Source organism: Porphyrobacter sp. MBR-155 (genome assembly GCF_040547625.1).
Classification (GTDB): Bacteria; Pseudomonadota; Alphaproteobacteria; order Sphingomonadales; family Sphingomonadaceae; genus Erythrobacter.
Genome location: NZ_JBEPQB010000011.1, coordinates 84258 through 107513, shown reverse-complemented (window position 1 = coordinate 107513; position 23256 = coordinate 84258). Strand labels below are relative to the sequence as shown.

23 protein-coding genes are annotated in these 23256 nt (G+C 61.2%); 9 read left to right on the top strand and 14 right to left on the bottom strand.

Annotated features, from left to right (window positions below; translation table 11 throughout):
- Positions 1 to 3: 3 nt before the first annotated feature.
- The 8 genes from ABIE62_RS12475 to ABIE62_RS12440 all read right to left on the bottom strand — a co-directional run bounded on the left by ABIE62_RS12475 (position 4) and on the right by ABIE62_RS12440 (position 5626).
- On the bottom strand, positions 4 to 390 hold the full coding sequence (locus ABIE62_RS12475) for a VOC family protein (protein WP_354326469.1): 387 nt from the start codon (positions 388 to 390) through the stop codon (positions 4 to 6).
- A complete protein-coding gene (locus ABIE62_RS12470) occupies positions 390 to 1394 on the bottom strand; it encodes an SDR family oxidoreductase (protein ID WP_354326468.1) in 1005 nt (334 codons plus the stop codon). Before ABIE62_RS12470 ends, ABIE62_RS12475 begins: the two co-directional genes overlap by 1 nt.
- A gap of 30 nt (positions 1395 to 1424) precedes the next feature.
- Positions 1425 to 1931: an AAA family ATPase gene (locus ABIE62_RS12465; protein WP_354326466.1), complete on the bottom strand. Its 507-nt coding sequence runs from the start codon at positions 1929 to 1931 to the stop codon at positions 1425 to 1427.
- Positions 1932 to 1936: 5 nt separating this feature from the next.
- Positions 1937 to 2356, bottom strand: coding sequence for a DUF1330 domain-containing protein (locus ABIE62_RS12460; RefSeq protein WP_354326464.1), 420 nt, complete (start codon positions 2354 to 2356; stop codon positions 1937 to 1939).
- Positions 2353 to 2931, bottom strand: coding sequence for an aminoacyl-tRNA hydrolase (gene pth, locus ABIE62_RS12455; RefSeq protein WP_354326462.1), 579 nt, complete (start codon positions 2929 to 2931; stop codon positions 2353 to 2355). The genes ABIE62_RS12460 and pth overlap by 4 nt, the downstream gene beginning before the upstream one ends.
- 89 nt (positions 2932 to 3020) lie before the next feature.
- Complete coding sequence (locus tag ABIE62_RS12450) at positions 3021 to 3653, bottom strand: 50S ribosomal protein L25/general stress protein Ctc (RefSeq protein WP_354326460.1); 633 nt, start codon at positions 3651 to 3653, stop codon at positions 3021 to 3023.
- Between the two features lie 115 nt (positions 3654 to 3768).
- Complete coding sequence (locus ABIE62_RS12445) at positions 3769 to 4692, bottom strand: TraB/GumN family protein (RefSeq protein WP_354326458.1); 924 nt, start codon at positions 4690 to 4692, stop codon at positions 3769 to 3771.
- Positions 4693 to 4711: 19 nt separating this feature from the next.
- Complete coding sequence (locus tag ABIE62_RS12440; protein ID WP_354326456.1) at positions 4712 to 5626, bottom strand: TraB/GumN family protein; 915 nt, start codon at positions 5624 to 5626, stop codon at positions 4712 to 4714.
- A 240-nt stretch (positions 5627 to 5866) separates the two neighbouring features.
- Here ABIE62_RS12440 and ABIE62_RS12435 point away from each other — a divergent pair, with 240 nt between their 5' ends.
- From ABIE62_RS12435 to ppdK, 3 genes are read left to right on the top strand one after another with little or no spacing between them, the layout of a single operon-like run.
- Positions 5867 to 6805, top strand: coding sequence for a glycine--tRNA ligase subunit alpha (locus tag ABIE62_RS12435; protein WP_354326455.1), 939 nt, complete (start codon positions 5867 to 5869; stop codon positions 6803 to 6805).
- Positions 6802 to 9294, top strand: a complete 2493-nt coding sequence (gene glyS / locus ABIE62_RS12430; RefSeq protein ID WP_354326502.1) for a glycine--tRNA ligase subunit beta — start codon at positions 6802 to 6804, stop codon at positions 9292 to 9294. The genes ABIE62_RS12435 and glyS overlap by 4 nt, the downstream gene beginning before the upstream one ends.
- 43 nt (positions 9295 to 9337) lie before the next feature.
- Positions 9338 to 12010, top strand: coding sequence for a pyruvate, phosphate dikinase (gene ppdK / locus ABIE62_RS12425; RefSeq protein ID WP_354326453.1), 2673 nt, complete (start codon positions 9338 to 9340; stop codon positions 12008 to 12010).
- On the opposite strand, the gene ABIE62_RS12420 is transcribed toward ppdK, so the two are convergent.
- Positions 12007 to 12729 carry a methyltransferase domain-containing protein gene (locus ABIE62_RS12420; protein WP_354326451.1) on the bottom strand — a complete coding sequence of 241 codons (723 nt, stop codon included), beginning with the start codon at positions 12727 to 12729 and terminating at the stop codon, positions 12007 to 12009. The two genes, ppdK and ABIE62_RS12420, sit on opposite strands and share 4 nt — an antisense overlap.
- A gap of 101 nt (positions 12730 to 12830) precedes the next feature.
- On the opposite strand from ABIE62_RS12420, the gene ABIE62_RS12415 reads away from it, so the two are divergent.
- The 6 genes from ABIE62_RS12415 (at position 12831) to ABIE62_RS12390 (ending at position 19034) form a co-directional block, all read left to right on the top strand.
- Complete coding sequence (locus ABIE62_RS12415; RefSeq protein WP_354326449.1) at positions 12831 to 13517, top strand: ComF family protein; 687 nt, start codon at positions 12831 to 12833, stop codon at positions 13515 to 13517.
- 411 nt (positions 13518 to 13928) lie between these two features.
- The gene (hisI, locus tag ABIE62_RS12410; RefSeq protein ID WP_354326448.1) at positions 13929 to 14324 is read left to right on the top strand and encodes a phosphoribosyl-AMP cyclohydrolase; all 396 of its coding nucleotides are present in this window, start codon (positions 13929 to 13931) and stop codon (positions 14322 to 14324) included.
- Positions 14325 to 14355: 31 nt separating this feature from the next.
- Complete coding sequence (locus tag ABIE62_RS12405; protein WP_354326446.1) at positions 14356 to 14829, top strand: MerR family transcriptional regulator; 474 nt, start codon at positions 14356 to 14358, stop codon at positions 14827 to 14829.
- Positions 14830 to 14886: 57 nt separating this feature from the next.
- Positions 14887 to 16692 carry an acyl-CoA dehydrogenase C-terminal domain-containing protein gene (locus ABIE62_RS12400; RefSeq protein WP_354326444.1) on the top strand — a complete coding sequence of 602 codons (1806 nt, stop codon included), beginning with the start codon at positions 14887 to 14889 and terminating at the stop codon, positions 16690 to 16692.
- Between the two features lie 159 nt (positions 16693 to 16851).
- Complete coding sequence (locus ABIE62_RS12395; RefSeq protein ID WP_354326442.1) at positions 16852 to 17763, top strand: alpha/beta hydrolase family protein; 912 nt, start codon at positions 16852 to 16854, stop codon at positions 17761 to 17763.
- The gene (locus ABIE62_RS12390) at positions 17760 to 19034 is read left to right on the top strand and encodes a M20/M25/M40 family metallo-hydrolase (protein WP_354326440.1); all 1275 of its coding nucleotides are present in this window, start codon (positions 17760 to 17762) and stop codon (positions 19032 to 19034) included. The genes ABIE62_RS12395 and ABIE62_RS12390 overlap by 4 nt, the downstream gene beginning before the upstream one ends.
- Here ABIE62_RS12390 and ABIE62_RS12385 read toward each other — a convergent pair whose 3' ends face one another.
- From ABIE62_RS12385 to tyrS, 5 genes are all read right to left on the bottom strand, one after another.
- The gene (locus ABIE62_RS12385; RefSeq protein WP_354326439.1) at positions 19035 to 19208 is read right to left on the bottom strand and encodes a hypothetical protein; all 174 of its coding nucleotides are present in this window, start codon (positions 19206 to 19208) and stop codon (positions 19035 to 19037) included. It abuts the gene before it with no gap.
- A gap of 74 nt (positions 19209 to 19282) precedes the next feature.
- On the bottom strand, positions 19283 to 20203 hold the full coding sequence (cysK, locus tag ABIE62_RS12380; protein WP_354326437.1) for a cysteine synthase A: 921 nt from the start codon (positions 20201 to 20203) through the stop codon (positions 19283 to 19285).
- A complete protein-coding gene (locus tag ABIE62_RS12375; protein WP_354326435.1) occupies positions 20200 to 21468 on the bottom strand; it encodes an MFS transporter in 1269 nt (422 codons plus the stop codon). The genes cysK and ABIE62_RS12375 overlap by 4 nt, the downstream gene beginning before the upstream one ends.
- Positions 21469 to 21546: 78 nt before the next feature.
- On the bottom strand, positions 21547 to 21885 hold the full coding sequence (locus ABIE62_RS12370; protein ID WP_354326433.1) for a PilZ domain-containing protein: 339 nt from the start codon (positions 21883 to 21885) through the stop codon (positions 21547 to 21549).
- Positions 21886 to 21974: 89 nt separating this feature from the next.
- Positions 21975 to 23204, bottom strand: coding sequence for a tyrosine--tRNA ligase (tyrS, locus tag ABIE62_RS12365; protein ID WP_354326431.1), 1230 nt, complete (start codon positions 23202 to 23204; stop codon positions 21975 to 21977).
- Between the last annotated feature and the right edge of the window lie 52 nt (positions 23205 to 23256).

Genomic DNA, 23256 nt, shown 5'->3' with positions numbered 1-23256 from the left:
ACTTCAATCCTTGGTTTTGCCGTCGATGCGCCAGGGAGGAAAGCGTCGGTTCTGGCCGCCCCAGAACAGGCAGATTTCATTGCCTGCGGGATCGCGCAACCGTGCTTCGCGCCATCCCCAGCTTTCATCGACGGGATCAGTTGTGAAACGCAAGCCCGCGCTTTTGAGGATTGCTACCGTCCGGTCAAGCTCTTCGATCTCGAAATAGACCACCGAGGTCGGTGCGGCCACCGCATCGACCTGATGGATCGAGAAGGTTTCGCCGCCCTGAGTTTCAAACCGGGCGTAGCGCGGCGGCGCGTCAACAATCTGGGTCAACCCCAGCAACGTGTAAAACCGCACCGATGCAGCATAATCCGTGCAGCCGACGGTTACCTGATTGAGCCGCATCACCGCTCATGCACGCTGCGCACCAGCGGCCCGACCAGCGGCGATCCGCCGAGCCAGTCGGTCTGCACCTGCGCGGCGACTTCGTTGATCGGCACTTGCGGCTTGTTTCCGGGATGAACCGGCAGGCGCAGCGGGCGGGTGCCGGGTCGCTGTGCGATCAGCCCGGCAATCGCGCGCGCCACATCCATGGGATCGGCACCGCTGCCAGAGCCATCGCCTTGTCCCATGCGTTCAACTTGTTGCGGATAACCATCAGTATGGCGTTCGTGGGCCCGTTCCTTCAACGCGCCGGAATAGGCGTTGCGGTTGACCCAGATTTTGGTGGGATAGCCACCGGGCTGGATGATGCTGACGTTGATATTGTGCGGCACCAGTTCATAGGCCAGCTGTTCGCTCATCGCCTCCAATGCGAATTTGGTGGCGGAATAATGCCCGGAATAGGGTGCGATCACACGGCCCAATTGGCTGGAAATCTGGATGATCTGGCCCGCGCCTTTCTTGCGCATCCCCGGCAGCACCGCGCGCGCCATGCGATGCGCGCCAAACACGTTGGTTTCAAACATCAGCCGGGTGGCTTCCATGTCCTGCACTTCGACCGGAGAGGTGATGCCGATGCCCGCATTATTGACCAGCACATCAATCGGCCCGCCGTTGATCATCTCGGCCTCGGCCACCCCGTCAGCGATCTGATCGTCAGACATCACGTCGATTTCGATGACGTGCAGATCGAGACGCTCGTTCAGTGCAAGGATGCGCAGTTGTTCCGCTTCCCGCCGGGGCAGGCCGCGCATCGTGGCAAACACCCGCGCACCCTGACGCGCGAGCAGTTCTGCCGTCAGCCGTCCGAAACCGGATGAGCAGCCCGTGACGAGCACGCTTTTCCCTGCATAGTTCGCATCAGGCCGATAAACGGGTTCAGCAGCAGCACTGGCGCGCGGTGTTGCGGCCAGCGCACCGGTAGCTGCGGCGGCGGCGATCAGCGAACGGCGATTGATACGGGGCATGGACAGGTTCCTTCGTGACCGGAAACAGGATCACGCAAGGTTATTGTGTTCGCGCCAGAGTGCAAGCGCGCTTGGAGATTCAAGCCGGATGATCTTGTTTGCCCATGGCGCGATGGCGGCCTCGGTGCGCGGGCGCGGGCCGCGGTTCCAGTTCAACACATACCAGAAAAACGCGAGGTCAAAGCGTTCGGGGCAGCCTGCGGGCATATCAGGCCGCGCTTGCCCGCGATGCGTCACGATCCGCCGGATCAACCGCCACAGGCACAGGGCAATCGGGAAATCGAGATATATTACCGTGTCCGCCCGTTTGAGCCGGGGCAGGAGCGTGCTGCCGTAGTTGCCTTCGATCAGCCACTCATCCTGCGCGACGGCTTCGGCTAGCCGGGCGTGCAATTCGGCCTTCTGAGTCTCGACCCAGCCATCCTGCCATCCGAGTTGATCCATGTGGATCAGCGGTAGACCAAGCAGCGGTGCCAGTTCGCGGGCGAGGGTGCTTTTACCCGAACCGCACGGGCCGATGATCAGCACGCGGCGCATGGTCGTCAGTCCGCGCGGACCGGCAACAGGCGGGAATCGCTGATTGCGGCGGTGCGGTGGGCGGCAATCCTCTGGCTTTCAGGATCGCTCGCAAAGGCGAGGAAGCTGGCCTTGCTTTCTTGTCGCACCAGCAAGACATAATCCCAGGTTTCGGTTGCCGGGCCGATCAGGAAGTGCGCGCTGGTTCCGGAAAACAGCACCTCACCGCCGCTGCGTTCCAACAACGGCAGCATGTCCCGCATATAGCGCTTATAGGCCTCGCGCCCGGAAATAGGGGTCTCAGGTGTAAGCTCTGGAGCGTGAGCGTAGTCAGCGCAGTCGCGAAAGCGCAACAGATTTAGCATCACGACCGGGCCTTCGTCGGGCAATCCGAAAAAGGCGGCACCCTGTTCGGGGCTAACATCGCGAAAAACGGCGGTTGTCATGGTGTTTGGTCCTGCATCCTCAAGGCAACATCATTCATGAAGCGCGCGTCATCGCCCTTGGCGAGCCATTCCGCCTCAGCCGCGATGGCTCCGAGCATCGCGGCGAGGTCATCTTCTTCGGTCTTGCCATAATTGCCGAGCACATGGCCGGTCACGCGATCCTTGTGCCCCGGATGGCCGATGCCGAGCCGCACGCGGCGGAAACTTGCCCCGCAATGCTGGTCAATCGATCGCAGGCCATTGTGTCCCGCCGTGCCGCCGCCTTGTTTCACCTTTACCTTGAACGGGGCAAGATCAAGCTCATCATGGAAGACGGTCAAGATATCGGTGCCTAGTTTGTAGAACCGCAGCGCCTCTCCGACACAGCGCCCGCTTTCATTCATGAATGTGGCGGGTTTCAGCAGCAGCACTTTGGAACCGCCGATCCGTCCTTCCTGCGCCCAGCCCTGAAACTTGCTCTGCACCGGGCCAAATCCGTGCATGTGGGCAATGACGTCCACCGCCATAAAGCCAACATTGTGGCGGTGGAGCGCGTAGCGCGGTCCAGGATTTCCAAGGCCAGCCCAGATTTGCATGATGACCCTCTAACGATACCTCACCCAAAACGAAACGCCGGACTTCTTGCGAAGCCCGGCGTTCATCAGCCGTTGGTGGCTGTGTTGGGTTATTCTTCGGTAGCTTCCTCGACAGCAGCGTCGTCGGACGACGCAGCGCCTTCGCTGCGCTTGAGCGCGGACGGGGCGACCAGTGTGGCGATGGTGAAATCGCGATCGGTGATCACGCTGGTCACGCCCTTGGGCAGGGTGACTTCGCTGATATGGATCGCATCGCCAACGTCCTTGCCGGTAACGTCGATCTGAATTTCTTCAGGGATGTTGGCGTTGGGGCACAGCAGATCAAGCTCGTGACGGACAACGTTGAGCACGCCGCCCTTCTTCAGGCCTGGCGAGGCATCTTCGTTGACGAATACCACCGGCACCTGCACTTCGACCTTGCTGTCGCCGGTAAGGCGCAGGAAATCGACGTGGAGCGGACGGTCTGTCACGGGGTGAAACGCCACATCCTTGGGCAATGTGCGAACGGTCTTGCCACCGATCTCAAGATTGACGACCGAGTTCATGAAGTGACCGGTCATCAATTGCTTGACCAGTTCCTTTTCCTCGACGTGGATCATGGTGGGTTCTTCCTTGCCGCCGTAAATCACGGCAGGAGTCCGACCTTCGCGGCGAATTGCACGGGAGGCTCCCTTGCCAGCCCGTTCGCGCGCTTCAGCCGGCAGGTTCAGAGCGTCGCTCATAATAGTGCCTTTCGAATGCGTGTTGAATAAAGACTATCGCGCGCACCGCCTCCAGGGATGACCGGAGCGCCGAAGCGCGGGCCCTTAGAGGCAAGCGCCGCGAAAGGCAACCTGTTTAGGGCAGGCGCCGGAGGCGGTAGCCTGCCGCTTGCAGCAGGCTTGCCAGCCCGTCGACCCCCACCAGATGTGCCGCACCGACCGCAATCAGAGGGCGCGGCTCATCTTCGAGCAGCGGGATAATCGCCTCGGCCCATGCGCGGTTGCGCTGCACCAGCAAAGCCTCACGCAGTTCGGGATCGGCAAGGATGCCGCTGCGGGTCGCCTCATCAAGCGCGGCGACATCACCCGTCAGCCAAGCGCGGCGCAGTTTTTGTGCCTGTGCTTTCGCGTCGCTGGCCTGCGTTATCACAGCAGCCAGCAAGTCACGCTGATCGGCTTCGGGTAGACGGTCGAAAATTGCCAGTTGCGCCCGCGCGCCTTCCAACTCGCGCACCGGACGACCGGAAAATTCGCGGATCAGCGCGCGGTCAACGCCGTTGGCCGGATCGCCTTCCGCGCTGAGTTGCGCCAGCGTCAGCGCCGCAGCCCAGGTTTCTGTCGATGCAAAGCTGCCGCTATCCAACCCGCCACGATCGAGCATATCTGCCAGCGCGGGGGCAAGGGTGGCAGGAACACGCTCGGCGATGGGCGGCAGGCCGGGCGTGGTGCCCAATTCAGCAAATGTCTCGGCCAGCGCGGCGCGATTATCCAGGGCAGCAATTTCCACCAGAAGCAAATCGGCCTCGTTTATGGCAGAGGCAATCGCTGGCGTGCGCCATTTCGTGCCATCGGGCAGGGCATGGATGGTGCCGAGCATCCACCCCTCCACCGTGCCATCGGCGCTGGCGATTTCATACAAGAGCGGGTTGGGCGGTGGGCCGTCTGCCTCATCACCGGGGGCATCACTGCAACCGACGAGGCCAAGCAACAGGATCGGGGCCAGCATCGCTGTGAAGCTGCTGCGCACAAGCTGCACCATGCCGGCCCCGGTCAAGTTCATTGCTATTCCGCTGTGCCGGTTACTTGATGCGCGTCACAGTGATGCCTTTTTCGGCAAGGTAATCCTGCATACTCCTGACCCCGGCAAGGTGGCCCGCGCCAACCGCAATGAACACCGTGCCAGGTTCATCGAGCCGCGTGTCCACCCACTCCGCCCAATTGGCGTTACGGGTATAGAGCAACGCCTCGGCAATTGCCGGATCGGTCATCCCTTCGTTCATGATCGCGGCGAGCTCATCGGCATCGCCCTCGGCCCATTTGGCAACCATCCGGTCAAGCATCGGTTTGACTTCGTCCATGCCTTCAGCCGCCTCCATCAGGAAGGTGATCTGCGCGGCCTGATCCATTCCATCAAAAATGTCGAACTGGAATTCGGCAGTTTCCAATGCACCTTGCGGCTTATCGTCGACCTTGGACAACAACACCTTTTCCACCCCTGCGCCGGGCGTGTAACCCTGCTGCATCAACGGGATCAGCGACAATGTGAGACCGGTAAGCCACGGCTTGAATTGATCAAATGCGGCAGGGGGAGCACCGACCTTGGCCAGCGCGGCTTCATAAATAATCGTCTGTTCCGGGGACAGCAGCGAACGCAGCGTGGTGCCCGCCGGCAGCACTCCCTTGGACATGGCCAGCTGCTGCTGCGCGGCCTCACTGCCCGGATCCATCCGGATTTCGGTAACGATGATATCCGATCCGGTCAGCGCATCGGCGATGGTGGCATCGTACCAGTCGATTCCTTCGGGAAGCACGTGGACGGTGCCGAACAGGTAGATCGTGGTGTCTTCATCAGCCACCTTCCACATCGCGGGACCGTTACCGATAGTTGCGGGCACAACAGCTTCGGTCGTCGCGTGGTCATCAGCGAGCGCGGGGCTGCCCGCAAACAGCGCGAGAGGGGCAGCGGTGAGGGCGAGTAGAGAGGCAAGTTTCACAGGGTTTCCTTTCATCAAGGCATAAAATTTCAGCGATTTAGTCAGTCTGAGAAACGGGTAAGGAGTTGCCTTTGTGCCGATGACCCAAAAGGCAAGCGCGGTAGACGATCAGCTCTTATGAATGATTATTGCCAGCCAAAGACAATCCGGCAAGCCATTTGGCATTGTCCATCTCATGTCCCACCACTTGCTGCATCGCACCATTGACCCTTAGGGGGTGTTGGGCCATGGCGAGCCGCCATGAACGCCGTCCCTTCTTTTACGCCCGCCCAAGGCCTGCCGGCCCGCGATCCGGCTCGTTCGTTTCAGGACATGATCCTGAACCTCCATGATTTCTGGAGCGCGCAGGGCTGCGTGATCCTGCAACCCTATGACATGCGCATGGGGGCGGGGACGTTCCACACCGCGACTACGCTGCGCGCACTGGGGCCGGAACCGTGGAACGCCGCCTTTGTGCAGCCCTGCCGTCGCCCGACAGATGGGCGCTACGGCGAAAACCCCAACCGGTTGCAGCATTATTACCAGTATCAGGTGATCCTGAAGCCTTCGCCGCCAGACATTCAGGAGCTCTATCTCAAAAGCCTCAACGCCATCGGTATCGACCCGCTGGCGCACGATATCCGCTTTGTCGAGGATGACTGGGAATCGCCCACGCTCGGCGCATGGGGGCTGGGCTGGGAGGTCTGGTGCGACGGGATGGAGGTGACGCAGTTCACCTATTTCCAACAGATGGGCGGGTTCGATTGCAAGCCCGTAGCGGGCGAATTGACCTACGGGTTGGAGCGTCTCGCGATGTATATTCAGGGCGTCGACAACGTCTATGATCTGGCGTTCAACACCGCCGGGGTTTCTTACGGTGAGGTGTTCCTTGAGAACGAACGCCAGATGTCGAAATGGAACTTCGAGGTGGCGGATACAGACGCATTGTTCGACCTGTTTGCCAAAGCCGAGGCTGAATGCCGCAATGCCCTTTCCGCAGGCGTTCCGATTGCGGCCTATGAACAGGCGGTCGAAGCAAGCCATGTGTTCAACCTGTTGCAGGCGCGCGGCGTGATTTCGGTGCAGGAACGCGCCAGTTACATGGGACGGGTGCGCGATCTGGCACGGTCTTCGTGTGAGGCCTATGCGCAAAAGATGACGCCCGAATGGGAAGCGAAATATCCGGGGTGGGTGTTGTGAGCGATTTCCTGCTCGAACTGCGCTGTGAGGAAATCCCGGCCCGGATGCAGGCGGGTGCGCGCGCCGAACTCGAAAAGCTGTTCCGGCGTGAACTGGACGCGGCGGGCGTTACGGTGGGTGATCTCACCATCTGGTCAACCCCGCGCCGCCTTGCGCTGATCGCGCGCGGATTGCCGCTGGCGACCGAAGCGGTGAGCGAGGAAGCGAAAGGCCCGCCCGAAGGCGCGCCCGATGCCGCGATTGACGGGTTCTGCCGCAAGGCCGGAGTTGCACGCGATCAATTGGAACTGCGCGACGTCAAAGGCCGGATGACTTACTTCGCGGTGATCGAGCAACCGGGCCGGGCGATGGCAGACTTGCTGGCCGCGGCGATCCCCGCGATTATCCGCGACTTCAGCTGGCCCAAGTCGATGCGCTGGGGCGCAGCGTCGATTGCGACCGAGAGCCTGCGCTGGGTGCGGCCGCTTTCTGGCATTGTCGCATTGCTCGATGGCGAAGTGGTGCCGTGTGCGGTCGATGGCATCGCCAGTGGGCGTGAAACCGCGGGGCATCGTTTCCATCACGAAGGCCTGATCACCATCGGCAGCGCGGACGATTATGCCGAGAAACTGCGCGCCTGCCATGTCATCGTGGATCACGAAGAACGCGCCGCGATCATCCGCAACGGCGCGGCGCAGGCTGCGGCGGACGCGGGTCTGACACTGGTCGCCGATGAAGGGCTGGTGATCGAGAACGCCGGACTGACCGAATGGCCGGTGCCGCTGCTGGGGCGCTTTGACGAGGCGTTCCTGGATGTGCCGCCCGAAGTCATTCAGCTGACCGCGCGGGTGAACCAGAAGTATTTTGTCGCTACGCGAGCTCCCGCGCAGGCGGGAGCCTCAGGCAGTGGCGCACAATTGACTGAGGTCCCCGCCTGCGCGGAGACTCACATTTTGGCGAACGCCTTCATCTGCACCGCCAATATCGATGCGATTGACCCCGCTGTGGTGGTTGATGGCAATCGCAAGGTGCTGGCTGCAAGGCTCTCGGACGCTCGATTTTTCTGGGAGCAGGATCAGAAGAAAACGCTCGCGGAGCACGCGAAGGGGCTGTCGCGGATCACCTTTCACGAGAAGCTGGGCACGGTCGCCGACAAGGTTGATCGCGTGGCGAAGCTGGCGCGGTGGCTGGTTGAGGAGGGGATTGTTGGCCCCGCCGCGAATCCCCGCGAAGGCGGGGACCTCCCGCAGAATGGCACTCCATCGCCTGAGATCCCCGCCTTCGCGGGGACTCGCGAGGCATTGGCCGACATGGCCGATCAGGCCGCGCAGCTGTGCAAGGCCGATCTGGTCACCGAGATGGTCGGCGAATTCCCGGAATTGCAGGGCCTTATGGGCGGATATTACGCCGCCAAGGAAGGCCTGGCGCCAGAAGTCGCCGCAGCGATCCGCGATCACTACAAGCCGGTCGGGCAGGGCGATGACGTACCGACGGCTCCGGTGACGGTGGCGGTATCTTTGGCGGATAAGTTGGATACGCTCGGAGCGTTCTTTTTTATCAATGAAAAGCCTACTGGCTCGAAGGATCCGTTTGCTTTGAGGCGGGCGGTCAACGGAATTTTGCAACTGATATTCGAAAATAATCTGCGGGCTGACTTTAAGAAGGTTTTACAGCCAGTTTTCGATCTGCTTGCATGGCCGCGTTTCTTCGATTTGATGGAGAGCAAGCTTTTCAAGGATGTCTCTAGGAGCCAAGTTTGGTCGGAAATTTGGCGCGACTATCGTAGCTTCACATTGAAGTTCACTGACAGCAAGAACTTCGACGTTCGCTTCAAGGGCGAGCCATATTTAGTCTCATTTTCCGGTAACCCCGGTCAATCGTCTGAATTTGAGAGTTTTAGCGTTTTTTCGAGCTCTTTGCTTTCGTTTGCCATCGATCGCCTCAAAGTCCAGCAACGCGAAGCGGGCGTCCGGCACGACCTGATCGACGCGGTCTTCGCGCTTGGTGGGGAGGATGATCTCGTCCGCTTGCTCGACCGTGTCCATGCGCTGCAGGCCTTTGTCACGATTGAGGATGGGGCGAACCTGCTCGCGGGCTACAAGCGTGCGGCGAATATCCTCAAGAAGGAAGGTTGGGATACGCAACCCCGTCTCCCCGGACTTGATCCGGGGTCCCGCTCCACTTCTGACGCAGATGAAGAAGCGGGATCCCGGCTCGGGGGCCGGGACGACGGGGATATTGGTATCTCATACACCCCCGAACCTGCCGAACAGGCGCTGATCGATGCGCTTGCCGCTGCGGCCCCTCGCGCTGCCGAGGCGGTGGAGGCAGAGCGCTTCGCCGATGCGATGGCGGCGCTTGCGACCTTGCGTGCGCCCATCGACCGCTTCTTCGAAGAGGTGATTGTCAACGCCGACGAAGCGGACAAACGCGCCGCGCGGCTGGCGCTGCTCGCGCGGTTTCGCGATGCGGTGCACCGGGTCGCGGATTTCAGCCGGATCGAGGGATGATTTTCCCTATCGCTCCCAATTAACCAACTGCTCGGGAACTGCCATGACATTGAAGACGGTCTATGTTTTTGGGGGCAAAGCCGACCATTCCGACCCGCGCCAGAAGGATAAAACCATCACCGGAGGCAAGGGCGCAAACCTTGCCGAAATGGCCAGCATCGGCCTGCCGGTGCCGCCGGGCTTCACCATCACCACCGAAGAATGTGTGCGTTATCTGCAAGATGGCGCGGATTTCTCGGACAAATTGCGAGCCGCCGTCGCCGCTGCGTTAACCCATGTTGAGGGGAGCGTGGGCAAGAATTTCGGCGATGCGGGCGATCCGCTGCTGGTATCGGTGCGATCAGGCGCGCGGGTTTCGATGCCGGGGATGATGGACACCGTGCTCAATCTCGGCCTCAACGATGCGACCGTCAAAGGCCTGGCGGCATCATCGGGGGACGCCCGCTTCGCGTGGGATTCCTATCGCCGGTTTATCCAGATGTATTCCGACGTCGTGCTCGGCCTCGATCACGGATTGTTTGAAGAAGCGCTGGAGATCGTCAAGGAAGACAACGGCTTCTATAACGATACCGAGATGACCTCTGAAGACTGGCAGGCGCTGGTCAGCGAATTCAAAGGGATTGTCGAACAGGAACTGGGCCGCCCGTTCCCGCAGGACGTCCACGAACAGCTGTGGGGCGCCATCCGCGCGGTGTTCGATAGCTGGGATAGCGACCGCGCCAAGGTTTACCGCCGGTTGAATGACATTCCCGCCGATTGGGGCACCGCGGTCAATGTGCAGGCGATGGTGTTCGGCAATATGGGCGACACCAGCGCCACCGGGGTCGCCTTTACCCGCGATCCGGCGACGGGGGAGCGCGCCTATTACGGCGAATACCTGATCAACGCGCAGGGAGAGGACGTGGTCGCGGGCATCCGCACACCGCAATACCTCACCAAATCCGCACGCGAAGCCGCCGGGGCCAAGCCGCTGAGCATGGAAGAGGCGCTGCCCGATGCCTATGCCGAGTTGGCCCGCGTGTTCGATCTGCTCGAACTGCATTACAAGGATATGCAGGACATCGAGTTTACCGTGGAACGCGGCACCTTGTGGATGCTGCAAACCCGCTCGGGCAAGCGCACCGCCAAGGCCGCGCTCAAGATGGCGGTCGATATGGTGGCAGAAGGTCTGATCGACACGCGTGAGGCGGTGCGGCGGGTCGATCCGATGGCGCTCGACCAATTGCTCCACCCGACCCTCGATCCCAAGGCCGAACGCCATGTGCTGACCACCGGGCTTCCTGCATCGCCGGGCGCGGCGGCGGGCAAGATCGTGCTTGATGCCGATACGGCTGAACAATGGGCCGGGCGCGGGGAGAAGGTGATTCTCGTGCGCGTTGAAACCTCGCCCGAGGATATTCACGGGATGCACGCCGCACAGGGTATCCTCACCGCGCGAGGCGGAATGACGAGCCACGCGGCGGTGGTCGCGCGCGGAATGGGCCGCCCTTGCGTGTCCGGCGCAGGCGCGGTGTCGATTGACCGCGCGGCCCGCACGCTGCGGATCGGGCAGCACGAACTGGCGGAAGGTGATGCGATCACGCTCGATGGTGCAACCGGGCAGGTCATGCTCGGCATCGTGCCCACGGTTGAGCCGGAACTGGTGGGCGATTTCGGCACGCTGATGGTTTGGGCCGATGAATTGCGGCGGATGAAGGTGCGCACCAATGCCGAAACGCCAGAAGATTGCCGCATGGCGCGGCAATTCGGCGCGGAAGGCATCGGGCTGTGCCGAACGGAACATATGTTCTTTGAAGCGTCCCGGATCAGCCTGGTGCGCCAGATGATCCTTGCCGATGACGAGGCCGGCCGCCGCCGCGCGCTGGATCAACTACTGCCCGAACAGCGCGCTGATTTTACGTCGATCTTTGAGGTGATGGCTGGGCTGCCGTGCACCATCCGCTTGCTCGATCCGCCACTGCACGAATTCCTCCCCCACGCGGATGAGGATTTTGCCGAACTGGCCGATGCGACCGGGCTGGGGGTCGATCATCTCAAGCGCCGGGCGGGTGAGCTGCACGAATTCAACCCGATGCTGGGCCATCGCGGCTGCCGCCTTGGGATCACTTATCCTGAAATCTACGAAATGCAGGCGCGCGCGATTTTCGAAGCCGTGTGCGCGGTGAAGGCTTCAAGCGGTGAGGCGCCGTTGCCCGAAATCATGATCCCGCTGGTCGCGACCAAGCGCGAATTGGCGATCTTGCGCGCGTTGATCGACCGGGTGGCTGAAGCGGTGTTCGCCGAAGTCGGCACGCGAGTGGAATACCTCGTCGGCACGATGATCGAACTGCCGCGCGCAGCGTTGATGGCGGGCGAGATTGCCGAGGAGGGTGCGTTCTTCAGTTTCGGCACCAATGATTTGACGCAGACGACACTGGGTGTGTCGCGCGATGATGCGGCAAAGTTTCTCAGCACCTATGTCGACAAAGGCATTTTCCCGCGCGATCCCTTCGTCAGCCTTGATATCGAGGGCGTCGGCCAGTTGGTCGAACTGGCGGCGCAGCGGGGCAGGGCGACGCGGCCGGGTATCAAGCTGGGCATTTGCGGCGAACACGGCGGCGATCCGGCTAGCATTGCTTTTTGCGAAAAGGTCGGGCTCGATTATGTCAGCGCCTCACCATACCGGGTGCCGATTGCGCGATTGGCAGCGGCACAGGCCGCGCTGGCGAAGGGTTAGGTTCCGGCGAGGGAACGCCGCCCGGTCAGGGTGACGATCTCGAAGGTTTCTGTGGTTTTGCCATCGTCATCGGCCCGTTCAGCGAAAGCGGCGCGGGCGCGGGCCAAGGCGGCTTTGCCAAGCGGCGGGCCGGGGCGTGCCAGCGCATTGCCCAGCCCCTGATCGCGCAGGTCTGCAACCAGTCGGTCGAGATTGGAATAGCGCACGGTCAGCGTGTGGGTATCAACCACCGGGTCTTTCCAGCCTGCGCGCTGGAGCAATTGCGGCGCGGCGCGGGCATCGACCATCGGATGAATGCGCGCAGCCGGACGATCAGGCTCAGCAGCGAGCATCGCAGCACGCAGGGCGCGCAAGCTTTGGCCGCCGATAAAACTGGCGATCACCAACCCGCCGGGGGTTAACGCGTTGCGCAAGTGAATAAGGGCGCCGGGCAGGTCATTGACCGCATCAAACTGACCGATAACGGCGATAAAATCATAGCCGCTTTCGGGCAGCGGCTGCGCCGAATCGGCGGTAGCGCCGAAAGTCAGCGCGGCATCGCCGCACGTCAGATAATCCGCAAGCGTATGGCCGCCGGTGCCGATCACCAATGCGCTCTTGGGCTTGTGCCGGACGAAGCCTAGGCGTTCGATCATGTCATCGGCAATATCATCGATCAGAAAGCTGGCTGTATCACCCCGATGCAGGCGGCGCTTGGCAGAGCGAAGGACGCGTGCCACGCGGCGGCGTTCCGAAAAGATGGTGGGGACTTGGCTCAGGCTCATCATCAGCGCCCTGCCGCGCTTGCCAGTATAGCGCAAGCCATGCGACAGTTGCGTGGATGGCAGTGGTCGCTCAGCTAGCCCAAGGTATTCGTCCTGTGGTGGATATGATCTATCCGCCGCGCTGCCCTGCGTGCGGTGTCGCGCTTGCCGATCAGCACGGGCTGTGCGGTGAATGCTGGGCCTCGCTCGATATCCCGGCGGCTGGGGCGGAGGAGGTAGGCAGCACACCGATTTACGCGGCAACGCTATACAACGACACCTCGCGCAAGCTGGTGCTGGCTTACAAACATGGTGGGCGAATTGCGCTGTCCCGCTTGCTTGCCAGCATGATCGCAGCACGCCTGCCCGCAACCGCCATCCCGCCGTTGCTGGTGCCAGTCCCGCTGCATCGCTGGCGATTATGGCACCGCGGGTTCAATCAGGCAGCATTGCTGGCCAACGAACTGGCTTGCCTGGGAAAGGGTGAACCCTGTGTCGATGGGCTTATCCGCCGAAAGCGCACGCCGAGTTTGGGCGGTCTGGGCCGCGAAGCGCGCGATAGGGCCTTGGCAGGCGCGATCGTATTAAACGCAGCGAGGGCAGGCCTTATGGCGGGACGCGATGTGATCCTGATCGACGATGTCTTTACCAGCGGAGCGACCAGCCGCGCCTGTATCTCTGCGATCGTGCAAACCCGTCCAGCCAGCATTGCGGTGGCCTGCTTTGCGCGGGTTGATACTGACAAACGCCTGATCAATCGATAGCGCCTGCCATAAAAACATAACGCCCGAGGCTTTGTAAGCCTCGGGCGCCACGTGACGAAACGGTGTGGATCCACCCTTCCGGGTTTTATCGGCCACCCCCTAAGTTGGCCGACAGGATCCTGTCCCTTACGTTCAATCGGTCGCACTGGCACCCCGTTGCCAGTTTGCGGCCCGACCACCCCCAAACGTGACACCGGGCGGTGCCGCTATTCGGTTGAGAACCTCCGTTAAGAGATCTAACGCCTTTGTTTCATTGTGTCAGGCAATGCGGAAGGCGAAACCTTGATCTGGCGATTTTTTTACGTGCGCCTGTTGTGAACGTGCAACAATCATCGCTAGGAAGCGATGCGGCCCTTATGAACGGTATCGAACGCCTTTCTTCACGCAACATAAGTTCGCATGGAGCCTGATTTGACCGAGATCCATTTGACAACTGATGAACGTGAGACCGGCACCACTTTCGCGCCCAAATTCGACGCCATTGGATTGTTGACCGCAGTGGTGGTCGATCATGCAACGTCGATGGTGCTGGTTGTGGCGCATATGAACCGTGAGGCACTCGATGCGACGCTTGCCACCGGGCGCGTGCATTTCTGGTCACGATCACGCGGGCGTTTGTGGATGAAGGGTGAGACTTCGGGGAATGTTCTCGAAGTCGAAGAAGTGTTGGTGGACTGCGATCAAGATGCGTTGGTGATCCGCGCGCGGCCTGCGGGGCCGACCTGCCATACCGGACAGCAAAGCTGCTTTTATCGACGCGTGGAAACTGGCGCCGACGGGCCTGTTCTCGTTAAGGTCAAGACTTGACGCTCACGTAAAGGGAAGGTATGGAGCGGCCATGGCTACAGCACCTGCTCAGAACCCCGCCGCGATCTCGGAAACGGACACCGGTCATGAGCCGCGCCGTAACGGCGCCCATCTTGACCGGCCCGACAAGCACGCCCGCGAACAGTTCACGATATCGGATCTCACATCCGAATTCGGCTGCACCGCTCGCGCGCTGCGGTTTTATGAAGACGAGGGGCTGATCAACCCCGCCCGAGTCGGTCTTACCCGCGTCTATTCGAAACGAGACCGTGCGCGTCTGGCGTGGATCATGCGTGCCAAGAATGTTGGCTTTAGTCTGCACGAAATTCGCGAGATGATCGATCTTTATGATCTTGATGATGGCCGCGTTGAACAGCGCCGCGTCACGATCGAGAAATGCCGCACGCACATCGCCAAGCTTAAGGCGCAACGCGACGATATCGATTCTTCGATCAATGAACTCACCGATTTTGTCGCCGAGATTGAAAAGCTCGACCCGCGCTGATCCGATCAGACGGGCGAAACCTTCACTAACCACGATGTTCACCAAAGGGATTAAGTGATGCCGACCTATACCGCTCCAACCCGCGACACGCGTTTCGTCGTCAACGAAGTGCTCGATCTGGCGAGCTACGGCAATCTGCCCGGCTTTGAAAATGCCACCCCGGACATGATCGACACGGTGATAAACGAGGCTGGCAAATTCTGTGCTGAGGTGCTCGCGCCGATCAATCAGGCGGGCGATGAACATGGCTGCACCCGGCATGAAGATGGCAGCGTCACCACCCCTCCGGGCTTCAAGGAAGCCTATCAGGCCTATGTCGAAAGCGGTTGGGGCACGCTGGCACAGCCAGAGGAATTCGGCGGGCAAGGTCTGCCGCATACGCTCGGCTTTGTGCTGGAGGAATATTCCGGCACCGCCAATCAGGCCTTTGCGATGTATCCGGGCCTGACTGCCGGGGCGATTTCGGCAATTACTGCCAAGGGATCGGACGAACAGAAGGCGGCCTATCTGCCCAAGATGATTTCAGGCGAATGGTCGGGCACCATGAACCTGACGGAACCGCATTGCGGCACCGATCTGGGCATGATCCGCACCAAGGCGGTGCCCAATGGTGACGGCTCTTATGCGATTACCGGCACCAAGATTTTCATCTCGGCAGGCGAGCATGATCTCACCAGCAACATCATCCATCTGGTGCTGGCCAAGACCCCCGGCGCACCTGACAGCACCAAAGGTATTTCGCTGTTCATCGTGCCCAAGTTCATCCTCGACGAAAATGGTGAACCGGGCGCGCGTAACGGCGTGACCTGCGGCTCGATCGAAAAGAAGATGGGCATCCATGGCAACGCCACCTGCCTGCTCAACTACGACGGCGCGACCGGCTACATGGTGGGTGAGGAAAACAAGGGTCTGGCCGCGATGTTCATCATGATGAACGCCGCGCGGCTTGGCGTTGGCATTCAGGGCTATGCCCAGGCCGAAGTCGCCTATCAGAACGCGGTTAACTACGCGCTTGATCGCCGTCAGGGCCGTGCGCTGACCGGCCCGGCCGAGCCCGATGCCAAGGCCGATCCGATCTTTGTCCACCCTGACGTGCGCCGCATGTTGATGGACGCCAAGGTGTTTACCGAAAGCATGCGGGCGCTGTGTCTGTGGGGGGCGTTGCAGGTCGATCTGACCCACAAGGCCCAGACTGCAGAAGCGCGTGAAACCGCCGATCTGCTGATCGGCCTGATGACTCCGGTGATCAAGGGCTACGGCACCGACAAGGGCTATGACATCGCCACCAACATGCAGCAGGTTTACGGCGGGCACGGCTATGTGCGCGAATGGGGCATGGAACAGTTCGTGCGCGATAGCCGTATCGCGATGATCTACGAAGGCGCCAACGGCGTGCAGGCGATGGACCTGTGCGGCCGCAAGCTGGCAGCCGGCGGCGGCAAGGCGATCCAGCTGTTCTTCGCCATGATCGACGAGGAAATCGCTGCGGGCAAGCAGGTGGCAGAGTTGAAAGACATTGCCGAACGGCTTGAAAAGGCGCTGGGCGAACAGAAGGCGGCGACCATGTGGTTCATGCAGAACGCGATGGCCAACCCCAATCACCTTGGCGCAGGCGCGCATCACTATATGCACATCATGGGGATCGTGACTCTCGGCTTCTTCTGGTTGAAGATGGCCAAGGTGGCGCTGGCCAAGCTCGCCGATAAACCGTCAGACCATGCGTTTTACGAGGCCAAGCTGGTTTCGGCCAACTACTACGCCGAACGTTTCCTGCCCGATGCGGGCGCGTTGCGGCGCAAGCTGGAGGCGGGGAGCGAATACATGATGAAGCTTCCAGCAGATGCGTTTGCCACTGCGGCATAGGAACGCTTGCACACAACTGCGCCCTTGGGTTGCGCATGGGACATTGACATCAGGCGCATTCGGGCCGCCTTGTTTTTACAGGGCGGTCCGCTTTGTGTGTCGCGCGTGGGTTCGCGTTCAGTTGGCGGGACCCTATCTTGCTGTGGTGAGGAGCAGGCTTTGACTATTCGGCTATTGTTGCAGGCCTTGGCGGTGATGGCGCTGGCTTTTTCCGGGTCGGGGCCAGCAATCGCGGGGCAGGTTGAACCAACCAACGCAGAAACAAGTGGTCGTTATGTGTTTTCCGGCTGGGAAGGACCAGACTTACCGGTGTGGTACCAGCTGCCAGACCTGGTCGCGGCCGATACGCCAGTGGTGTTCGTGATGCACGGCGTGAACCGCGATGCCGATCGCTACCGCGATGAATGGGCGGCGCTGGCCCGTCAGCACGGATTTATCGCGGTGGCGCCCGAGTTTTCCCGTGCCGATTTCCCCGGTTCACGCGGGTATAATACCGGTTATTTTGCCAACACGGATGGCTCGCCGCGGCCACGCGCATTGTGGTCATTTTCCGCAATCGAACCGCTGTTCGACGAGGTGCGACAACGGTTCGGAACGCAGGTGCAGCGTTACACGATCTATGGCCATTCAGCGGGCGCGCAATTTGTCCATCGCTATGTCCTGTTCATGCCCGATGCGCGAATCGAACAGGCCATTGCAGCCAATTCCGGCTGGTACACCATGCCCGATTTTGGCACCGCGTTCCCCTATGGCCTTGCGGCTACTCCGATTGACGAGGCTTCCTTGAAGGCCGCGCTTGGAAAACCGCTTACCGTGCTGTTAGGCACCGCCGATACCGATACCGATGATACAGACCTGCGCAAGACGCCGCAGGCCAACCGTCAAGGCCCGCACCGCTATGCACGCGGGCAGACGTTCTTTGCGAAAGCGCAGAAAACGGCTGCTGCAATGGGGACGACGCTGGGCTGGAGTCTGGAAACCGTGCGCGACATCGGCCACAGCAATGCTGGTATGGCCAAGGCTGCGGCGCAGCGGATCGCTGCGCGGGCAAACAGGGATAAGCAACGATGATGAAGCGGTTGATGACGCAGGCGGCGTTTCTGGCGCTGACAATAGTGCTGCCGGCAGGGTCAGCCACCGCCGAGGTTGCACCGAACGCGCAATTGTCGGCACCATTGCACTCCTATCTGGATAGCCAGTATGATCAGGTGATTGCAGACCTGATCCGCATCACCGAAACCCCCGCTCCGCCGTTCAAGGAGCAGGCGCGCGCGGAATTGTTCGCCGCAATGCTGCGCGATGCCGGGCTGGCCGATGTGACCATTGATGCTGAAGGCAACGTGCTCGCGCTGCGGCCCGGAACCGCAGATGGCCCCGTGTTCGTTGTCTCTGCCCATCTCGACACGGTCTTTCCCGAAGGCACCCCGATCAAGGTGACGCGCGACGGCGATCGCTTGATGGCTCCGGGCATTGGTGACGACAGCCTTGGCCTTGCCTCGATCCTCGCATGGGTGCGCTTGCTGGAGGCAGAGGGTGTCGCGACCAGCCATCCCATCCTGTTCGTGGCCACCGTGGGCGAAGAAGGGCCGGGCGACCTTCGCGGCGTGCGCCATCTGTTTACTAAGGGCGAATATGCGGGCCGCATCGCCGGCTTCCTGTCGATCGACAATGCCGATGCCGGACGTGTGGTCAACGCTGCCGTGGGCTCGCGCCGCTACCGTCTGGCGTTCAAAGGGCCGGGCGGGCACAGCTATGGCGCGTTCGGTATCGTCAACCCGATGGCCGCGATGGCCGAAACCGTCAGCAGGCTTTACGCGATCGACGTGCCATCTGACCCCAAGACGACCTACGCGGCGAGCGTGGTCAGCGGCGGTACGTCAGTCAATACGATCCCCAATGAAATCCTGCTTGAAATCGACATGCGGTCGAGCGATCCGGCAGCACTGGCTAAGCTGGAACAGGCAATGCTGGCCGCAGCCGAAGCGGCAGTGGCGCGTGAGAATGCGGCGCGATCGGTCAATGCTGGCGTCGTTACCCTTACCCCGCAATTGATTGGTGATCGCCCTGCGGGATCGACCGCTGTCGATCACCCACTGGTGCGCGATGCCATCGCTGCCTCACAGGCGGCCGGGTTTACGTCCCGTCTCGATGCGTCGTCTACCGATGCCAATATTCCCATGAGCCTTGGCATCCCTGCGCTGACCATCGGTACCGGGGCTGGTGGCGGGCGGACGCATAGCGTTGACGAATATCTTGAAACCGGGCGCGAACGGTTTGTCACCGGGCTTTCTGTCGGGCTGGGCATTATTCTGGCGCAAACGCAGGCGCGCCCCGGCGACTGATCAGGCCACTTCGATTTTGGCGGCGACTTCTTCAATCGTGCCTGTCACCAGCAAGGGGCTGCCGCCCACCATCCCGACATTGGTCTGGCCGTTTTCGCCTGTGCGCAGCCACGCGATGTTTTGCGCCACGACAAGATAATTGCCGCCACGTGATTCCAGCAGAACGAATTTCATGTGAAGTCTCCCGAGCCGCTGGAGCGATTCCCGGCAGGTCGTCTGCCGGGATAGCGCGACTCGGTTAAGGATACTTATTCAACCGGCAGGAAATCGGGCACCGAGAGATACCGCTCTCCGGTATCATAATTGAAGCCCAGCACGCGGGCACCCGCAGGCAGCTCACCCAGCTTCTTCGCAATTGCCGCCAGCGTCGCGCCAGATGAAATCCCTACCAGCATCCCTTCTTCGCGAGCCGCACGGCGGGCCATTTCCTTTGCCTCTTCAGCGCCGACCTGAATCGCCCCATCAATTGCAGCGGTGTGGAGATTGCCCGGAATGAAGCCCGCGCCGATGCCCTGGATCGGGTGGGGGCCGGGCTGCCCGCCGTTGATGACCGGGGACAGTTCAGGCTCAACCCCGTAAGCCTTGAACCCGGCCCAGTGCTTTTTCAGCTCCTCGGCGCAGCCCGTCAGGTGTCCGCCGGTGCCAACGCCGGTGATCATCACATCAATCGGTGCATCGGCAAAATCAGCGAGGATTTCGTGCGCTGTGGTGCTGGCGTGGATGGCGGGGTTGGCGCTATTGTCGAACTGGCTTGGCATCCATGCGCCGTCGGTCTGATCGACCAGCTCCTGCGCCCGCTCAATCGCGCCTTTCATGCCCTTTTCGCGCGGGGTAAGGTCAAAGCTTGCTCCGTAAGCGAGCATCAATCGCCGCCGTTCGATCGACATCGATTCGGGCATTACCAGTACCAGCCTGTAACCCTTGACTGCGGCCACCATCGCAAGGCCGATACCGGTGTTGCCGCTGGTCGGTTCGACAATCGTGCCGCCGGGCCGCAGCGCGCCGCGTGCTTCGGCATCCTCAACCATCGCCAGCGCGATGCGATCCTTGATCGAACCGCCGGGGTTCGACCTTTCGGATTTTATCCACACTTCGTGATCGGGGAACAGCCGCGCCATGCGGATATGCGGGGTCGCGCCAATGGTCGCAAGGATGCTGTCAGCTTTCATGTCGTTACCTCTCTCTTGAGCGCAGCAGGTTCAAAACTGCGCGCGCGGCGCAGTTCAGGGAAATACCACGCCCATACCAATGTCACGAGTATCGCACCTGCGCCGCCGAATACAACCGCTCCGGTCGCACCCAAGATCGCAGCGGCGACGCCCGATTGCATCTCGCCCAATTCATTGGAGGCAGAAATCGCAAGGCCCGAAATCGCCGAAACCCGCCCGCGCCGGTCATCGGGCGTGAACAATTGCACCAGCGAAGACCGGATGAACACCGACACCATGTCGACCGCCCCCATCACCGCAAGGATTGCCAGCGACAGGATGAAGTTGCGGGAAAAGGCAAAAGCAATAGTGGCCGCGCCGAACGCAGCTACTGCCCACAGCATCTTGATGCCCACTTCGCGCTCCAATGGTCGGAACGACAGCCACAACGCAACACTCGCCGCGCCCAGTGCAGGGGCAGCGCGCATCAGGCCTAATCCTTCCGGCCCGACAAACAGGATGTCGCGCGCGAACACCGGCAACAGCGCGGTTGCGCCAGCCAGCAGCACTGCGAACAGATCGAGCGTGATGCAGCCCAGCAAAAACCGTTCGCGCCACACATAAACCAGTCCTTCGATGATCTGCCGCAGCGGCTTTAACGGCGGGCCTTCGTGCGTGGCGCGAACCGGGCGGACGGTGAGGATCAACACCATCGCCGCCATCAGCATTGCAGCAGACAGCGCGTGAGGCAGCCATTCGGCGCGCGCAAATATCAACCCGCCCACCGCAGGCCCGGCTACGCTGGCGGTCTGCCATGCGATTGATGAGAGTGCGATCGCGCGCGGAAGCATCTGGGAGGGGACAATATTCGGCGCAATCGCGCTCATTGAAGGGCCGACGAATACGCGCGCCGTGCCATGCGCCGCAGCAAGTGCGAACAGGATCGGGATGTTGAGCGCGTCCTGCCAGGTCATCACCGCCAACAGCACTGCAACGCAACCGTCGATCCCATTGGCAAAGGCCGCAACATGGCGGCGATCAAACCGATCAGCCGCCAGACCCGCGACCGGGGTCAGCAAGAACAACGGAATGAACTGCGCGAGGCCTAGTAGCCCAAGCTGGAACGACGCCTCAGCCACGCTCATCCCGTAGTCGGCGCGCGCGGTTTCATAGAGTTGATAACCGAGCAACACGACCATCGACATGGTCGCAAACACCGCGAAGAAGCGGGCGAGCCAATAGCGCCGGTAATCGCCGATCTGCAGCGGTGAGGTTGGTTCGGTCATATCTGCGCCATGGCAGGCGAATATGCGGCTGCCAAGCAGATGAAATCTGTCAGCGGCGAGACTGACCTATCAGGTGTGTCAGCGCGAACGGCGCAGGCGCGGGTTGGGCTGCAACTGATCGATGATCGCAACGAAATCATCGAGCCGGATTATCCGTTCGAACTGAAGCCCCGCGCGGTCATCACGCGTCCACATCACATAGGCTTCGATCCGGCCAACCACGGGGAGGCGAATGATGATGCGGTCGCCGCGCTGCAATTGCCTGACACCATCGACCATAAAGCCGTGCGCGGAAAGGTTACAGACGTGCAAATGCAGATCGCCGTGCACAAAATGCTCGACGATAGCCGGAAAATCGACCGGGTGGCGCGCTGCACGGCGCAGATCGGTAACACTGAGATTAGCTCCACCAGCCACGTCTTGCGATCCTTCCGTCCGCATTGGTCCAGAAGCGAAAGATGCCGCATAAAGGCTGATAATTGGTAAAGAACGTCCGCCAGTCAGTATCAGCAATGCACCAGAGCGTGCCGTTTCCTGCCCAGGCTGATCCTCAACGTCTCACCATCGCCTGGCTGGACGAGGAAGGCTGGATCGGTGATTATCTCGCCGTCCAGCTTGACCGCGCCCTCAGCCAGCTTGCGTTTAGCCTCGCCGTTTGAGGCGGTGAGGCCAAGTTCGGTCAGCAGCGCGGCGATGCGCATCCCGTCGATGCCCACGGCGAGGCTCGGCAGATCCTCTCCTGCGCCGCTTCCGGCAAAAGTCTCACGCGCGGTTGCTTCGGCGCGGGTTGCGGCATCGTCGCCGCGCACCAGCTTCGTCACCTCGTTCGCGAGCACCGCCTTGGCCGCGTTGATCTCCGCGCCTTCAAGCGATTCGAGCCGCGCGATTTCGTCCAGCGGCAAATCGGTGAACAGCCGCAGGAACCGCCCCACATCGCGATCATCGACGTTGCGCCAGTATTGCCAGAAATCGTAGGCCGGAAGCTGATCTTCGTTGAGCCACACCGCGCCCGCCGCCGTCTTGCCCATCTTCGCGCCGTCGGCGGTGGTCAGCAGCGGAGTGGTCAGGCCGAACAGTTCCGTCCCGTCCATTCGCCGGCCGAGTTCGATCCCGTTGACGATATTGCCCCACTGATCGCTGCCGCCCATCTGCAAGCGCGCGCCCATTTCACGCGACAAGTGGCGGAAATCATAGCCTTGCAGGATCATGTAATTGAATTCGAGGAAGGTCATCGGCTGTTCGCGTTCCAACCGCAGCCGCACCGAATCGAAGCTCAGCATCCGATTGATGGTGAAATGCGTGCCCACCTGCTGGAGCAGTTCGATATAGCCCAGCTGACCCAGCCAATCATGGTTGTTGACCATCACCGCGTCGGTCGGCCCGTCACCAAAGGTCAGCAACTTGTCGAACACCGTGAAGATCGAGGCGATATTGGCCTCAATCACCTCATCGGTCAGCATTTTGCGGCTTTCATCGCGCCCCGAAGGATCACCGATCCGCGTCGTGCCACCACCCATCAGCACAATCGGCTTGTGCCCGGCCTGTTGCAGACGGCGCAGCATCATGATCTGCACCAGGCTGCCAATGTGCAAAGACGGTGCCGTGGCGTCAAAACCGATATAGCCCGGCACGACCTGCTTTGCGGCCAGCGCGTCAAGCCCGGTCGCATCGGTCATCTGGTGAATATAGCCGCGTTCGTCCAGCAGGCGCAGCAGGTCGGATTCGTAATTGCTCATGGTCGCGGCGCTTAACAGGGGGGAGGGGCAACGGGAAGTGGCTTGCGAGGGT

Coding starts and splice junctions, on each gene's coding strand:
- ABIE62_RS12475 (WP_354326469.1), bottom strand. CDS start 390: ATGCGGCTCAATCAGGTAACCGTCGGCTGCACGGATTATGCTGCATCG.
- ABIE62_RS12470 (WP_354326468.1), bottom strand. CDS start 1,394: ATGCCCCGTATCAATCGCCGTTCGCTGATCGCCGCCGCCGCAGCTACC.
- ABIE62_RS12465 (WP_354326466.1), bottom strand. CDS start 1,931: ATGCGCCGCGTGCTGATCATCGGCCCGTGCGGTTCGGGTAAAAGCACC.
- ABIE62_RS12460 (WP_354326464.1), bottom strand. CDS start 2,356: ATGACAACCGCCGTTTTTCGCGATGTTAGCCCCGAACAGGGTGCCGCC.
- pth (WP_354326462.1), bottom strand. CDS start 2,931: ATGCAAATCTGGGCTGGCCTTGGAAATCCTGGACCGCGCTACGCGCTC.
- ABIE62_RS12450 (WP_354326460.1), bottom strand. CDS start 3,653: ATGAGCGACGCTCTGAACCTGCCGGCTGAAGCGCGCGAACGGGCTGGC.
- ABIE62_RS12445 (WP_354326458.1), bottom strand. CDS start 4,692: ATGAACTTGACCGGGGCCGGCATGGTGCAGCTTGTGCGCAGCAGCTTC.
- ABIE62_RS12435 (WP_354326455.1), top strand. CDS start 5,867: ATGAACGCCGTCCCTTCTTTTACGCCCGCCCAAGGCCTGCCGGCCCGC.
- ppdK (WP_354326453.1), top strand. CDS start 9,338: ATGACATTGAAGACGGTCTATGTTTTTGGGGGCAAAGCCGACCATTCC.
- ABIE62_RS12415 (WP_354326449.1), top strand. CDS start 12,831: ATGGCAGTGGTCGCTCAGCTAGCCCAAGGTATTCGTCCTGTGGTGGAT.
- ABIE62_RS12405 (WP_354326446.1), top strand. CDS start 14,356: ATGGCTACAGCACCTGCTCAGAACCCCGCCGCGATCTCGGAAACGGAC.
- ABIE62_RS12400 (WP_354326444.1), top strand. CDS start 14,887: ATGCCGACCTATACCGCTCCAACCCGCGACACGCGTTTCGTCGTCAAC.
- ABIE62_RS12390 (WP_354326440.1), top strand. CDS start 17,760: ATGATGAAGCGGTTGATGACGCAGGCGGCGTTTCTGGCGCTGACAATA.
- ABIE62_RS12385 (WP_354326439.1), bottom strand. CDS start 19,208: ATGAAATTCGTTCTGCTGGAATCACGTGGCGGCAATTATCTTGTCGTG.
- cysK (WP_354326437.1), bottom strand. CDS start 20,203: ATGAAAGCTGACAGCATCCTTGCGACCATTGGCGCGACCCCGCATATC.
- ABIE62_RS12375 (WP_354326435.1), bottom strand. CDS start 21,468: ATGACCGAACCAACCTCACCGCTGCAGATCGGCGATTACCGGCGCTAT.
- tyrS (WP_354326431.1), bottom strand. CDS start 23,204: ATGAGCAATTACGAATCCGACCTGCTGCGCCTGCTGGACGAACGCGGC.